The organism is Paenibacillus sp. MB22_1 (assembly GCF_047200555.1).
GTDB classification, from domain to species: Bacteria; Bacillota; Bacilli; order Paenibacillales; family Paenibacillaceae; genus Fontibacillus; species Fontibacillus phoenicis.
The window spans coordinates 1,605,741-1,619,447 of sequence record NZ_JBLADV010000001.1 but is presented as its reverse complement, the minus strand read 5'-3'; the positions used below and the strand labels follow the sequence as shown (position 1 = coordinate 1,619,447).

Annotated in this window: 10 protein-coding genes; 5 read left to right on the top strand and 5 right to left on the bottom strand. The window is 52.6% G+C overall.

Annotated elements, in window-relative coordinates:
• Positions 1–48: 48 nt before the first annotated feature.
• Together ACL02P_RS07520 and ACL02P_RS07515 are read right to left on the bottom strand one after the other, a co-directional pair.
• Positions 49–2,121 (bottom strand): ABC transporter ATP-binding protein, encoded by a 2,073-nt coding sequence (locus ACL02P_RS07520; protein WP_323076479.1) that lies wholly within the window; start codon positions 2,119–2,121, stop codon positions 49–51.
• 3 nt (positions 2,122–2,124) lie between these two features.
• Positions 2,125–3,882: an ABC transporter ATP-binding protein gene (locus tag ACL02P_RS07515; RefSeq protein ID WP_009223113.1), complete on the bottom strand. Its 1,758-nt coding sequence runs from the start codon at positions 3,880–3,882 to the stop codon at positions 2,125–2,127.
• A 575-nt stretch (positions 3,883–4,457) separates the two neighbouring features.
• Here ACL02P_RS07515 and ACL02P_RS07510 point away from each other — a divergent pair.
• On the top strand, positions 4,458–4,757 hold the full coding sequence (locus ACL02P_RS07510) for a HesB/YadR/YfhF family protein (protein WP_412837047.1): 300 nt from the start codon (positions 4,458–4,460) through the stop codon (positions 4,755–4,757).
• A 93-nt stretch (positions 4,758–4,850) separates the two neighbouring features.
• Here the strand turns inward: ACL02P_RS07510 and ACL02P_RS07505 are convergent, their stop codons facing one another.
• Positions 4,851–5,354: a hypothetical protein gene (locus tag ACL02P_RS07505; RefSeq protein WP_036643774.1), complete on the bottom strand. Its 504-nt coding sequence runs from the start codon at positions 5,352–5,354 to the stop codon at positions 4,851–4,853.
• Between the two features lie 150 nt (positions 5,355–5,504).
• Here ACL02P_RS07505 and ACL02P_RS07500 point away from each other — a divergent pair, with 150 nt between their 5' ends.
• From ACL02P_RS07500 to ACL02P_RS07485, 4 genes are all read left to right on the top strand, one after another.
• Positions 5,505–6,467, top strand: coding sequence for a phosphotransferase family protein (locus ACL02P_RS07500; RefSeq protein WP_412837046.1), 963 nt, complete (start codon positions 5,505–5,507; stop codon positions 6,465–6,467).
• 27 nt (positions 6,468–6,494) lie between these two features.
• Positions 6,495–8,267 carry an ABC transporter ATP-binding protein gene (locus ACL02P_RS07495; RefSeq protein WP_412837045.1) on the top strand — a complete coding sequence of 591 codons (1,773 nt, stop codon included), beginning with the start codon at positions 6,495–6,497 and terminating at the stop codon, positions 8,265–8,267.
• A 316-nt stretch (positions 8,268–8,583) separates the two neighbouring features.
• Entirely contained in the window at positions 8,584–8,997 is a 414-nt protein-coding gene (locus ACL02P_RS07490) for an EamA family transporter (protein WP_009223118.1), read from the top strand.
• A gap of 186 nt (positions 8,998–9,183) precedes the next feature.
• Entirely contained in the window at positions 9,184–9,846 is a 663-nt protein-coding gene (locus ACL02P_RS07485; protein WP_036643780.1) for a type I restriction-modification enzyme R subunit C-terminal domain-containing protein, read from the top strand.
• 366 nt (positions 9,847–10,212) lie between these two features.
• On the opposite strand, the gene ACL02P_RS07480 is transcribed toward ACL02P_RS07485, so the two are convergent.
• Both ACL02P_RS07480 and ACL02P_RS07475 read right to left on the bottom strand, forming a co-directional pair.
• Positions 10,213–11,661: an IS5 family transposase gene (locus ACL02P_RS07480; protein ID WP_009223158.1), complete on the bottom strand. Its 1,449-nt coding sequence runs from the start codon at positions 11,659–11,661 to the stop codon at positions 10,213–10,215.
• Between the two features lie 441 nt (positions 11,662–12,102).
• Complete coding sequence (locus tag ACL02P_RS07475; protein ID WP_412836856.1) at positions 12,103–13,479, bottom strand: IS110 family transposase; 1,377 nt, start codon at positions 13,477–13,479, stop codon at positions 12,103–12,105.
• Positions 13,480–13,707 lie beyond the last annotated feature (228 nt).

The window sequence follows — 13,707 nt, the reverse complement described above, 5'->3', positions numbered from 1 at the left end:
TGGTGTGGGAGGTCGGCTGCCCAATTAATGGGTAGCCTCCTACCCGATTTAACTCGGATTCGCCACCGGCGAGATCGCTGGACCGGCGCCGGGTACGGCTGGTGCCTCAGCAGCTCCCGACTGCAGCCGGTACATCTGATAGTACCGTCCGCCCAGGGCGAGCAGCTCTTCGTGCGTACCGCGTTCGACGATTTCACCTCGGTGCAGAACGAGGATCTGATCGGCGCTGCGGATCGTCGACAGCCGGTGCGCAATGATGAAGGTCGTCCGGCCGCGTTTCAGTACCTCCAGCGCGGATTGAATCAACGCTTCGGTTTCCGTATCGATGTTGGCGGTCGCCTCATCGAGAATGAGGATCGCCGGGTCGAAGGCGAGCGCCCGCGCGAAGGAGATCAACTGACGTTCGCCGGCGGACAGCGTGCTGCCTTTTTCCACGACCGGTTCGTCTAGACCTTTCGGCAAGTGGGCCAAAATCCGGTCCGCGCCAACGTCGATCAGCGCTTTCTCCGCCTTCTCGCGGGAGATGCGTTCGTCCCCCAGCGTGACATTCGACAGAATCGTCCCGGTGAACAGGTACGGATCCTGGAGGACGATCCCCATATGCTGGCGGATCCACTGCTTCGGAAGCTCCGTTACCGGCTTACCGTCGATCGTGATCGTTCCTTTCTGCGGATCGTAGAACCGGAACAGCAGGTTGATGATCGAGCTTTTGCCGGAGCCTGTGTGTCCGACCAACGCAACCGTCTGGCCTTGCTTCGCCTCAAAGGAAATATTTTTCAATACATAGTCCTTCTTGTAGGCGAACGAGACGTCCTTAAACTCCACATTGCCTTTGTAGCGCGGCATCGAGCCGTCCACGACAGGCTCACCCGGTTCGTCCATCAGCGCGAACACCCGGCCGGCGGAGACCATCGAGGAATCCAGTGCGGCCAGCTGGTTGACCATCCCGGTGATCGGTTGGAACAACCGTCCAAGCACGTCAACGAAAGCGTACAGTACGCCAAGTGAAATGACGCTGGAACCCCCAAGCTGCACCGAACCGAAATACCAAAGCACGGTCGCAAATGCCAAGTTACGGAGGACATTCACCAGGTTATGCGAAGTGAACGCGTTCAGGTTCAGCATCTTGTTCTGGTGCTTCATGTAATCGCTGTTCAGGTTCTCGAACTCTTCCTTGGTTTGCTCCTCGCGGCGGAAAATCCGGATGATGGACATCCCTTGAATCGATTCGTTAATGATGGCGTTAATTTCACTTAACCGCGAGCGGATAATCGTGTTATATTTCGTCGCGAATTTGCGGTAAAGAACGACCCATAAGTAAATGATCGGAACGACGAATAAGCAGATCAGTCCAAGTCTCACGTCCAGGATAAACAAAGCGATGTACACGCCCAGCATGTTGATGACTCCGGAGAAGAAGTTCGCCAACACAGCGATAAACAATTCCTTTACCGCCTCCGTGTCGTTGGTGACGCGGGAGACGACTTTCCCGGCAGGCAGATTATCGAAAAAATGCACCGGCAGCCGCTGAATATGGGCGTAGACGTCCATGCGCAGCTTGCGGATAACCTGGTTGGCCGAGGATTGCAGCCAGTAAGTTTTGCCAAATTCCATCACAATGGAAATGGCCAGGAAGACGAAATACCAGACGATAAGCGACAGAATGCCAGGAACCTCCGGCTTGTAAAAAGCAAACAGGCCAGATGCGCTAAGTTGTTGCGCCGGATATTCGCTAATTGCGCCGTCGTTCCCGGTAAGGGTCAGTATGCCGTCTTTAAAGCTGCGGTCGCCGGAGACGTCCGGGATGGCCGCTTCCACGAAGACGAAGCTTTTGCCGACCTGCAGCACGCGGACCTCGGCGCCTTTGGCTTCGCCTTCCGCAAAGCGGTCGCCGCGTTTGAAGTTGCGGCCGTCATACGTGGCGGTATATTTGTCTTTGACCGTGGTTTCGTAAAACGGCTGTTCGATCGCCAGCATATGATCGTCGATCATCGTGCGGGCGATAAACGGGCCGGCCAGTTCGGCCGCGACCCCAATCGCCAGCATGACGAGCGCGAGGATAAACGTCTTTTTCGCCGTTAAGGCGTATTTGAAAAGTGCTTTTCCTGTATGGGTGTGCATCGCTTAAGACACCTCCCCGTCAGTCAGGTTCGATTCGACCTGTTGACGTTCGTATTGTTCGCGGTACCAGCCGCCTAACTGCAGCAGCATGTCATGGGTACCTTCTTCAATGATTTTGCCTTTCTCCAGCACGACGATCCAATCCGCGTGTTCGATGGCGGACAGGCGGTGCGTGGAGATCAGCGTCGTTTTGCCGGCGCGCTTACGGCGGATGTTCTCGATGATCCGCGCTTCGGTCCGGGCATCAACGGCGGACAGGGCGTCGTCGAGAATCAACAGCTCCGGATCGGCGATAAACGCCCGCGCCAGGGAGACCCGCTGCTTCTGGCCGCCGGAAAGGGCGACACCTTTCTCGCCGACTAGTGTATCCAAGCCGTCGGACAAGGTGCCGAGATCCTGGTCGAAGGCTGCGGTGCGGATCGCCTCAAGAATTTTCTCGTCGGACGCGCCTGGGCAGCCGAATTGGATATTTTGCCGTACCGTCTTGGAGAACAGAATTTGCTCCTGCGGCACATAGCCGATCCAGCTGTGCAGCCGTTTCAAGGCAATCTGCTGAATCGGCACGCCGGAGATGGTCAGCTCGCCGCTGCCCACCGGATATTCATGCAGCAGTTGCTTCAGCAGGGTGGATTTCCCGCTGCCGGTACGGCCGACGATGCCCAGCGTCTCGCCGCGTTTAATCGTTAAGTTAATATGCTCAAGATTATTGATCGTTGAAGTCGGATAACGGAAGGTCACATCTTTGAACTCGATTGTTTCCGGTTTTTCTACCGAAATCGGGTTCGGAAGGTCCTCGACGTCCGGCTTTTCGTTTAACGTTTCGTTGACGCGGTCCAGCGAAGCGCCGCCGCGCTGCATGATGTTAATCAGCTCGCCGATCGCAAACATCGGCCAAATCATCATCCCCAGGTACATGTTAAAGGTTACGAGATCGCCCAGCGTCAGTTCATTTTGAAAGACGAGATAAATGCCGTACGTGAGTCCAATGGCATAGCTGAGTCCAACACATAAGCGGATCGTTGGTTCAAAATAAGCGTCAACTTTGGCCACCGCCAAATTTTTCTTGTAAACGTCATCCGTGATCTCCGCGAAACGCTTCTCATCATTACGCTCTTGTACATAGGCGCGAATGACACGGATCCCGGCGACCGACTCCAGCACCTGGTCGTTCATGTCCCCGAAGGCATCCTGGGCCAAGGTGTAGCGCTCATGGATGATTTTTCCATAAATCTTCATCGCCAAGGCGATAAAAGGGAGCGGGATGATCGCCGCCAACGTCAGCTTCCAGCTGATCAGCGTGCTCATGGCCAGGAAAATGACCGTGAGGTACGCCGTCGAGTCGGTCAGCGTCAGCATCCCGAAACCAGCGGTTGTCGCCACCGACCGCAAATCGTTGGTCGCCCGGGCCATCAGGTCGCCGGTGCGGCTCCGCTCGAAGAACGGCGGCGTCATCCGCAGCAGATGGCTCATGAACCGGGTGCGGAGCAGCCGCTCCACGAGGTTCGAGCCTCCGAACAGGGAATGCATCCATATGTACGTAATGAGATAGATGAAGATCAGTACGCCGATAATGAGCAAAATATATTGGGTTAACGATGCCCAAGTGACCGTGCCGGCCACGATTTCATCGATGGCGCTGCCGAGCAGCCGCGGCGGTGCTAGTTCTACGATGCCCACAAAGATGAGCAGGAACAAGCCGATGATGTACCGCCTTTTTTCCCGTTTGAAAAACCAACCTAAATTTTTTAAAACCGAAAACATAGTGGGGTTTCCTCCTTTGAATTCCCGATTGCCTAACTTGCCGGAGAACCTCTACAAGTGTCCGAAACCTGCCAAAAACCGCAAAAAGGCATATCGTCCGAAAACGATATGCCTTAAAACCATAACATATGTCGCGTCCGTTACTTATGATAAGCAACCTCCGCGTGTATGATATCACGTTTACCCAATAACTGGAAAATAAGCCAAAGGGGCGGTTATCGCATGAGATGAACCAATCCTGCAGGGGTTGCTCCGGTATTTAGTTGTGTGTTGGGATGCGCATGAAGATACACTGACATAAGATTAACTTTAAACACCGTGCTTCACCCTTTCTTGAATGGTAATTATTTGAAATGCGATCTCGTATGTTCCCGATTTTAGCATCGTGCCAAAGAAGATGTCAAACATTAATTTTTTTCAGTAACTATCCAATGCCTCCTAACGGCTCGAACAAAGGTTTGGCTTTTGGCCCGGTATCGACTACAATAAAAGGGAAGATGGTGTGGTACGGAACGTTGTTCAGTTTCACTTGGAGCACCAAGAAGGTTGAATAGAAAGAGGAGGGAGAAACGATCATGATTCATGTGAGCAGCGAAGCCGCAGCGTGGTTTAAGAAGGAACTGGGACTTCAGGAAGGTCAGGCAGTACGCTTCTTTGCGCGCTATAGCGCGGGAGGCAAGCTGCATCCGGGCTTCTCGCTGGGGATCGACGTTGATCAACCCGTATCCCCGGGGATCAAATCCGAAGTCGAGGGCATTACGTTCTACATGGAAGACCAGGATTTGTGGTATCTGGATGGATATCACCTCAACGTGACCTATGATCCGCAGTTGGGTGACATTGAATATGAGTACGAGGTTGCGGCATCGAATTAAGCCAAGGCAATAAACGCAAGAACAAAAAGGCCCGTCCATTCACGGGCCTTTTCCTTTGAAGGATCAGACGGACGGGCGCGGGCCCGTCAATCGTCAAATAATGCTGTCTTCCATCGCAAATTCAAAATCGCCGATATCGTATACCTGCACCGGCACCTCGGCTTCGATGATCCGCCGGATCAGCTCCAGCTGATCGGTCAGGATTGGCACGTTCTCCCGATGGGCCGTCAGTACGATCTCCGTTTCGATCGGATCGAGGAACTCCCCGTATTGCTCGTTGTCCACCGCGTTCACCACGGTCCAGGTGACATGATCACCGAATAAGATCGAAGGACTCTTAGCCCAAGGAATGGTGAGTGCCCGCTCCAGCTTCTTGCGGTTCAGCGGTTCTTCGAGGTAAGCGATCAATTCGCTGATTTTCTGCTTCACGTGCATATCGTCGACGGGGTCGTTCATCAGCGGCTCGGGACTGTTTTGAAATTCATAAAGCTCCATGACGGTGTTGTAAGGTACAATATATTCCACAGGCGCACCCGGCACCAGCAATTCACCATATATCGCCACCATCACGGCTTCGATCACAAATCGGCGTGACATGGTCATCCTCCTAAAACGGCCTGTAACTCATTGCTGCCTTAAGTATCTTACGACAACTCAATTTATTAAGGAGTATACCATAACCAGTTAATAAATTCAGCTTTGCCGCACGAAAATCGGCTTTCATCTACGGGAAGGGGGAAGTGGCGAATGACAGCAAACATGGAGAAAGAAACTTTCGGACTCTCTCAGCGAACGCTGCGCTGGGTAGTGGAACAGTTCGGGCAAGGCGCCAAAGTGGTCTCGGCGTTGTCCTTGAAAGGCGGCACTTCATCGGTGGTTTACGGGGTAAAAATAACCCAAGGAGACACCTGCCACGAAGCGGTGCTAAGGCAATTTACCAACAGGGAGTGGCTGCAGGAAGAGCCGGAGCTCGCGTTGCACGAGACGGCGGCGCTGCAGGCGGCCCATGCGGCGGGACTGCCGTCGCCGCGTGCGCTCGCCTGCGATTCGTACGGCAGTGCTTGCGGCGTGCCGTCCGTGCTGATGACCCGGCTGCCTGGCCGGGTCGTGTTGAACCCTTCGGATCTGCCGGAATGGCTGGACGGGCTTGCCCGGATGCTGGTGGAGATCCATGCGGCAGAAGCTCAGCCGATCAGATGGAACTATTTTACCTATAACGAGGTGTCCCGATTGTCTGTGCCCCAGTGGTCCCGTGTTCCTGAGGCGTGGCGGAGAATTATTGATCGCGTGCAAGGACCTGTACCATCATACGTGCCGCAATTCATTCATCGCGACTACCATCCGGCTAACGTGTTGTGGCAGGAGGGGGCGATCAGCGGGGTCGTGGATTGGGCCAATGCCTGCATGGGGCCGACCGGGATCGATACCGGCCACTGCCGATTGAATCTCGTGCAGATGTATGGGGTGGAGGCGGCGGATGCTTTTTTGGACAACTATCTTGCTCAAGCGCGGCGGGAGGGGTGCGACGTAAACGATCCCTATTGGGATATGCTATGCCTGATCGAAATGCTGCCAGGTCCGCCCGAAGTGTACCAGGGTTGGCCGGATTTGGGACTGAACGGGTTAACGCCGGAGCTTCTCGCCCGCCGGTTGGACGAATACGCGGAGCGACTGATCCGGAAGCTGGATACCTCCGCCACCGAACGGTAAGAAACAAATAGAGGATGTGCTAACAAATTGAAACATTGGAAAGCCTATTTGACGTTTGTTAGGCCTTATACGAAATGGATCATACTTACCTTGTTTATCGGGATGCTGAAATTTGGCATTCCCTCCTTGCTGCCGCTGGTGCAGAAATATGTAGTGGACGATATTTTGCTGGGCGGTGCGATGGAGCTGGAGCAGAAGGTTTCGCAGCTGATGATCGTGCTGGGGGCCACGCTGTTTCTGTTTGTGATCGTGCGTGGTCCGGTGGAATATGCGCGGCAATATTTTGCCCAGTTGATCACGGCACGGATTTTGTTTGATCTGCGCAACAAGCTGTACGCGCACTTGCAGCGGCTCTCGCTGCGGTACTACCAAAACACGAAGGTGGGGGAGATCATCTCCCGCTTTATTAACGACGCCGAGCAGACCAAGAACATCGTCGAGGTCGGCATGATGAACGTTTGGCTGGACATGTTTACGCTGGTGTTCGTGCTGGGATTTATGTTTTATCTGAACCCCTGGCTGACGCTGGTAGCGATTGCGATCTTCCCGCTGTACGCGATCGCGGTGAAAGTGCTGTACAAGCGCTTGAAGAAGCTGACCAAAGACCGTTCGGCGGCACTCGCCGGGATCCAGGCTTATTTGCATGAGCAGATTCAGGGCATTTCCGTTATCCGAAGCTTTGCGTTGGAACGTTATGACCGCAAACGATTTGAAGGGACCAACGGCCGGTTTCTGCAAAAAGCGTTGGCTCACAGCCGCTGGAACGCGTGGACGTTTGCCGTGATCAACACGCTGACCGATATCGCGCCGCTGCTGGTGATCGGGTACGGCGGGTATCAGGTGATTCACGGCGATTTGACGCTGGGGACGTTTGTGGCCTTTTTTGGATATCTCGATCGGCTTTACGCACCGTTAAGGAGATTAATTAACTCCTCGACCACGTTAACGCAGGCTTCGGCTTCGTGGGAGCGGGTGCTCGAGCTGATGGAGGAGCCGTACGATATGATCGATGCGCCGGATGCAAAGGTATTGCCGCAGGGCAGCCACGGCGTGATGTTCCGGGATGTGTGGTTCAAGTATCGGGAAGATGGCGATTGGGTGCTCAAAAATATCTCATTCGAAGTCAATCCCGGCCAAACCGTTGCCTTCGTTGGCATGAGCGGAGGCGGGAAATCGTCGCTCGTTGGGTTGATTCCCCGGTTCTACGATGTGCAGCGGGGGGCGCTGACGGTGGGCGGCCGTGACGTCCGCGAGTGGACGATGGAAAGCCTGCGCAGCCGGATCGGCATGGTGCTGCAGGACAATTTCCTGTTTAGCGGCAGCGTGCGCGACAACATTTTGTTCGGCCGGCCGGACGCCACCGAGGCGGAGGTGATCGAGGCGGCCCGCGCGGCGAACGCGCATGATTTCATCATGCAGCTGCCGCAGGGCTACGACACCGAGGTCGGGGAGCGCGGCGTCAAGCTGTCCGGCGGGCAGAAGCAGCGGATTGCCATCGCCCGCGTCTTCTTGAAAGACCCGCCGATCCTCGTGCTCGATGAGGCGACATCCGCGCTTGACCTGGAGTCGGAGCACCTGATCCAGCAGTCGCTGCAGCAGCTCTCGCGCGCCCGCACGACGCTGATCGTGGCGCACCGGCTGTCGACGATCACCCACGCCGACCAGATCATCGTGCTGAAGAACGGCGAAATCGTCGAGCGCGGCACGCACGACGAGCTGATGGCGATCCCGGACGGCGTGTACGCGCAGCTGTACAACATCCAGCACCTCAGCCCGGCGGAGAGCGTGGAGCTGGGGTGAGAAGTTTACCCTTCCTCGCCACAGATAAGGCCATAAAAGGGCGTTATTTCGCCCTTTTGTGGCTGAACGGGCGAAATAAGGGTAATAAGTTCCGCTATTGCTGGGAGTGGGCACATTTGAGCCGGGTTTCAGCAAGTTTCTGAGCGGAATAAGGACATTTTTTACCGCTATTTGCTTGGATTTAGCTCATTTGGGCGAAATAAGGGTAAAAAGTTCCGTTATTGTTTGGAGTGCGTACCTATGACACTAGGTCGACGGATCATGTTGTAAAGTAACTTTAAATCTCCCTATGAAAGTGAAAGGAAGTCTCTCGTAAATGTGGTTTATACTCGCTTTGTTGTCCGCTATTTTTGCGGCGCTTACGTCAATTTTGGCGAAGGTTGGTATTGAGGGGGTTAACTCCAATCTGGCGACAGCGATTCGCACGGTTGTGGTGGTCATTATGGCATGGGGGATGGTGTATCTCACCCACGCCCAGAGCGGACTGTTCGAGATCAGCCGAAAAAGCTGGATTTTCCTGATCCTGTCCGGCTTGGCTACCGGTGCATCCTGGCTCTGCTATTTTAAAGCTCTTCAGTTGGGACATACCTCCAAAGTGGTGGCAATCGATAAATTAAGCATCGTGATCACGCTGGTTCTGGCACTTATTTTTTTACATGAGGAATTTACATACAAGTCGCTGATTGGCTCCATTTTGATCACGATTGGTACGCTGGTTATGGTTTTGTAAGAGGGGAGTCATCAGTACCGTAATGTACTTGCCAATAATGTTACGAAGGCATTTATTACTGCTGATATATATGTAAATTGGACCAATGGAAGATTAATTAACTCACTCACTTACATATGGGGACATTTTGGGGAATCGCGGTCAAAAAGTGATCAAATCACTCTAATTAGGATGTTTTTTTCTGCTATGATAGAACTAACGGAGGAGTTTTGGCAGGATGCCGATCTGTTGACCTTCGAAAAGGTTCGTGTAGAGCTCCGGGATCTGATCAAGTATACCGTTGATGAAGGTGGAAAGCGTAACCCGATCGATACGAACCTGGCGGATGAGGTATTGATGGTTCAGGAAGGGAAGGCGATGTACGCGGCGTATGATTTTGAGGATTACAAGCTCAAGGTCAACCGTTATATCGAGTTGAACCGCGACAATGTGGCGATCTATAAGTTACGGAATAATATCCCGCTGACGGCGCTGGACTATGAGAGCCTGGAGAAAGTATTCACCGGGGAGCTGGGAACCGCCGAAGATTATAAACGGGAATTCAAGGATACACCGTTTGGATTGCTTGTACGAAAAGTAGCCAAATTGGAAGTAGAGGCAGCCAATCAGGCGTTTTCCGAGTTTATTAATGACCAATCCTTGACGCAAGCGCAAATCGTGTTTGTGAAAAAAGTGATCGATTATATCGTGCAGAACGGTTATATCGATAATGTAGCAGAACTGACCAAACCGCCGTTTGATAAGCCGCAGAGCTTTATCAAGCTGTTTGATGGAAGTAAACAAAAGAAGCTTGTGGATGTGGTGAATCAGATCAAGGAGAATGCGGTGCAGATCGTTTCGGGAGATTAAGGGAGGATTTCGCGCTCGCTGCCGGAGCACGTAACGGAACTGAAAGACCTTATTTTAGTCCCAAGAGGTCTATTCCCGTTCTAACGGAACGTACGGACGTTATTTGCACCAAAGCGCCTCAAATGATACCCAATATGCGCTAATAACGCCTTCTGGTTCCGTTAGGATGGGAAATCGCGGGGAAATGGCGGAATAAGGTCATATGGTTCCGTTAGAGCGCCGTGGACCGACGGAGCGACGAACCAACGGACTCGCGGAACCGTGTACCCACGTACCGGCGGACCCGCAGACCCGCGAACCCAAGGACCCAGGGCCCGCCCGCGCCCACGAGCATGCAAAAAGGCTGAACTCTAAAAGTCCGGTGATTTAAGTCAGTTGTATCCGTCTCTTCGGCATGAAAAAAGAGGAAAACAACCCAACCAACACCGAAATGAGCAGGTCCGACACCACCTCCATCATCACGGATTTCGGTTTTGGACATGCCGAAATACCGGTTTGAGGTCGTTTCTTCTTAAACCGGCATAGTTTTTTCAGATTTTGAACGATTGCCGTGAGCAGTGCCTGCTCCTGCATGCAATCCAGGCCGCGGCTCCGCGCGCGACCCAGGCCATGCGCGACTTTGCTTTCGGCAAACACATGCTCGCACCGCGTCCGTAACTTTTGCAGATGACGGTAAGAACCCTTGAGCTGAATTTGTTTGGCTTTGTTGCGGATTTGGATTTCTCGGATTTTGGCCAGACGCTTGCGTTGTTTCTCCGGATCGTTCGTTTGGCGTTTCCAAGTCGGTACATCTTCCAGTGCCAGGTTGCGAAGCGAAACCAGAGGAATAATCCCTTGCTCGAACAGCGATCGCAGATAATCTGTCGTACCGTAGGCTTTATCGGCAGAAAGCGTGCGAATCCGGATTTGCGGATGGGCAAAACGGATCGCGGCCAGCTGCTGCAAGCTCGTCTCGCGCTCAGCCGTTCCGGACGCGATGCTCGCTTGCGTAGCCAGAATGACGCCGGATTTGACATCCGTCACATGATGCACCAAATACCGCAAATGCGCTTCCTGACCGTTGCTCTTTTTGTACAAGCGAGCATCCGGGTCCGTCACGCTGCGGTGGGTCTTGTTCGAGAACGTTTTGCCATGAAAATCTTCATGTGTCGCTTCGTCTTCCAGACGCCGTTCTGTTCGCGTGGGCGGTGCGGGCGGCCGTCTGTCATCATCGGAATCAGCGGCGTCACCTTCGGGTTGCTCGTCTTGCCGGGCCATGCGAGCCAGGTAGTCTTCAATCGACTCCACAGGGGCCAGAGTGATTTCTTTCAAGCTGTGGATAGAAGCGTTGGCGCGTACTTGGGAACCGTCGACTCCCGCATCTACATCGGGTTGGACCAGTCCGGCGGCGATGCACTGATCGACGACATGTTTCATGAGCGTGTCGAAAATACCGTGTTTTCGCCACAATTTCCGGGTCTTCACCAAGGTCGTCCGATCCGGCAGGGACGGCCTGGATGGATCCGGGCGCAAGACGGATTCGAAATCCAGTCCGCAAAACCACAAGTAGCCCCCATGCATGGGCAACAGTTGATACAATTCCCGTTCGGAATGGTTGAACAAATACGAAAGCAGCATGAGTCGAACCATCCGCTCCGGGTCAGCCGCCGGGCGTCCGGTACGTTCCGTATACAGCGGCGCCACCCAATCATGGACGATGGAAAAATCAAGCGCTTCGTTCAGTTGGCGCAGGATGTGCTTTTTCGGTACGAGTTCATCCATATCCACAAATTGGAACATCTGAGGCTGGATAGCCGATGACTTATAGGCTTTCATGTTCAATCACTCTTTCGATCATCGTGTTACGATATAAATTCGACAAACCCGTGATAAAGGCCTGCTTACGCGGACTTTTTCACCGGACTTCTAAACGTATTGTTTAGAATTCAGCCTTTTTTAAGATATCAGCGTACTATGTCAAGTAGAATTTTTAGGTTTCTGGGTAACCCAAACACACCTAACCCCCCAGATTTTCAAAAAAGTTAGCAACTGACAGAGAAGCGATGCTTGAAACCGGCCTTTCTCGGACTTGAAAGGAAATAGCCTCGTTTTTTCAATCCTGCGATGCAATCTGGCTGAGTGCAGAGTATACGCTAACGTACAATTCGCATTCACAGGGCGAGGTGGATAAAGCTGACATACGAGATCCAAGGTCTCCAAGAAAGTGATCCGATCTTCCCTCAGTCCCAGAAAGACCGGTTCCAAGATCTTGCTTAGTTAGGCCGCTGCTAGTGTCGGCATAACGCAATTGAAGTTCAACTTCTTATTGACCTCATCAAGGATGTGATAATCAGAGCACTGCGATTGAAACGGTAAACGGTCTCGCAGCATGGCGAAAGCGACTTTGAGCATCTTATTACCCATTGCAACAAAGATGGCTCGTTCATGTTTTCCTTTTTCCTTCAGACGATCATAGAAAGGCTTAAGGTCCTTATTATGCATGCAGAGACTCTTACCTGCTAGATATACCGCATAACGAAGGTGATCGTTTCCCTGTTTGGAAATCTTGCGGTAGGAGCCTTTGCCGCCACCTGTTTGCTTAACAATGGGGTTTGTGCCAGCTTTCTTAATTAACTGGTTTGCGTTCGAGTACTGAGATACATCGCCGATTTCAGCATAAAGCTCAGCCGCGGTAGTCACTCCTAAGCCCGGGACGGTAAGAAGCAGTCGTCCGTCTGTCTGAAGGAGAAGGTTCTCGATCTCTTGTTCCAAAACATTAATTTTGGCATCAAATGTTCGTAAGTCACGTAGCTTCATTTTCAGTAACATAAGCTCAGGCCGAAGTTCCTGTAAGTTTCTCGATAACGCTTGTTCAGCGACGTGCAAGAGCTTCTGGATGGTGGTGTTTCGCAATTTGAGATTATGCTGAATCGAGAGCTTCCGTAGCCCGGTCTCCCCTAGTTTCAGGACAGCAGCGGGGTGTGGATAATGCTCCATGAAGAAGAGCGAGGCTTTCCCCCAGAAGTCACTGAATACTTTGATTTTTCGAGCTCTACCGGCTGAATAATCTGCATATCCTTGGTACTCGCGCCAGATGAGGTCCATAAGTGCTCGAATCTCTGTACGCAAGGAAGCACGCTTCCGTGTCTCTGAGCGCCGTGCTCGAGTCAAGACATGGAGCTGACGCTGCACGCCATTCAAAAGCTGGTTTTCAGTGGCTTTGTTGCTTTTGATGGCATGGGCGATGGCCACAAGATCAAGATCATCTGTTTTGCACCAATTCAGTGCGCCGGCGCGTTCCTCGAAGGTGGTATACGGATTCAAGATCTGAACGTGGTACCCTCGTTTCGCCATCTCGCGGACGATGTCTTCATAGTAATGGCCTGTTGCCTCAATACCCAGGAACAAGCGAACAGCCTCTGTGGCTGTAACCGCTTGATTAATCTTCTTGCAAAGCAGCTCCATACCAGAATTATTCGCTGAGAAAAAGAAGGGTTTTTCAATGATGTCGCCGAAATAATTGCATATTAAGGCTTTTTGGTGGAGCTTGGCCGCATCGATTGCAACGATGAGGACTTGCTCCAGGTTAACGCCCCTTAGCTGTTGACTGAACTTAGTTCCCTTACGGCCTTGAATGTGCGAGGATTTCCCCATGCGACTTTAACCTCCTGTGGTTGGTAGGTAAGATTGAAGCTTCCCTGTCAGGTGCTTCTTTCTTCGATAGTCGCTGGGGATTTCCTCTTTATATTTTGATTATATTACACGCCAGAAAGTATAAACTTCGGGGCATTGGCATCCTGATATCGCAAGAAAAACTTCCGCTAAACGCGGTCTGTCTACTTTGAATGTACGTCGATAGGCGTTTTTCTTACTGCAGCTTAA

Bases quoted from the DNA above. Each gene is read 5' to 3' on its own strand.
- ACL02P_RS07480 (WP_009223158.1), bottom strand. From the start codon at position 11,661: ATGAAAGCCTATAAGTCATCGGCTATCCAGCCTCAGATGTTCCAATTT.
- ACL02P_RS07510 (WP_412837047.1), top strand. From the start codon at position 4,458: ATGATTCATGTGAGCAGCGAAGCCGCAGCGTGGTTTAAGAAGGAACTG.
- ACL02P_RS07485 (WP_036643780.1), top strand. From the start codon at position 9,184: ATGATAGAACTAACGGAGGAGTTTTGGCAGGATGCCGATCTGTTGACC.
- ACL02P_RS07490 (WP_009223118.1), top strand. From the start codon at position 8,584: ATGTGGTTTATACTCGCTTTGTTGTCCGCTATTTTTGCGGCGCTTACG.
- ACL02P_RS07520 (WP_323076479.1), bottom strand. From the start codon at position 2,121: ATGCACACCCATACAGGAAAAGCACTTTTCAAATACGCCTTAACGGCG.
- ACL02P_RS07500 (WP_412837046.1), top strand. From the start codon at position 5,505: ATGACAGCAAACATGGAGAAAGAAACTTTCGGACTCTCTCAGCGAACG.
- ACL02P_RS07505 (WP_036643774.1), bottom strand. From the start codon at position 5,354: ATGTCACGCCGATTTGTGATCGAAGCCGTGATGGTGGCGATATATGGT.
- ACL02P_RS07475 (WP_412836856.1), bottom strand. From the start codon at position 13,479: ATGGGGAAATCCTCGCACATTCAAGGCCGTAAGGGAACTAAGTTCAGT.
- ACL02P_RS07515 (WP_009223113.1), bottom strand. From the start codon at position 3,882: ATGTTTTCGGTTTTAAAAAATTTAGGTTGGTTTTTCAAACGGGAAAAA.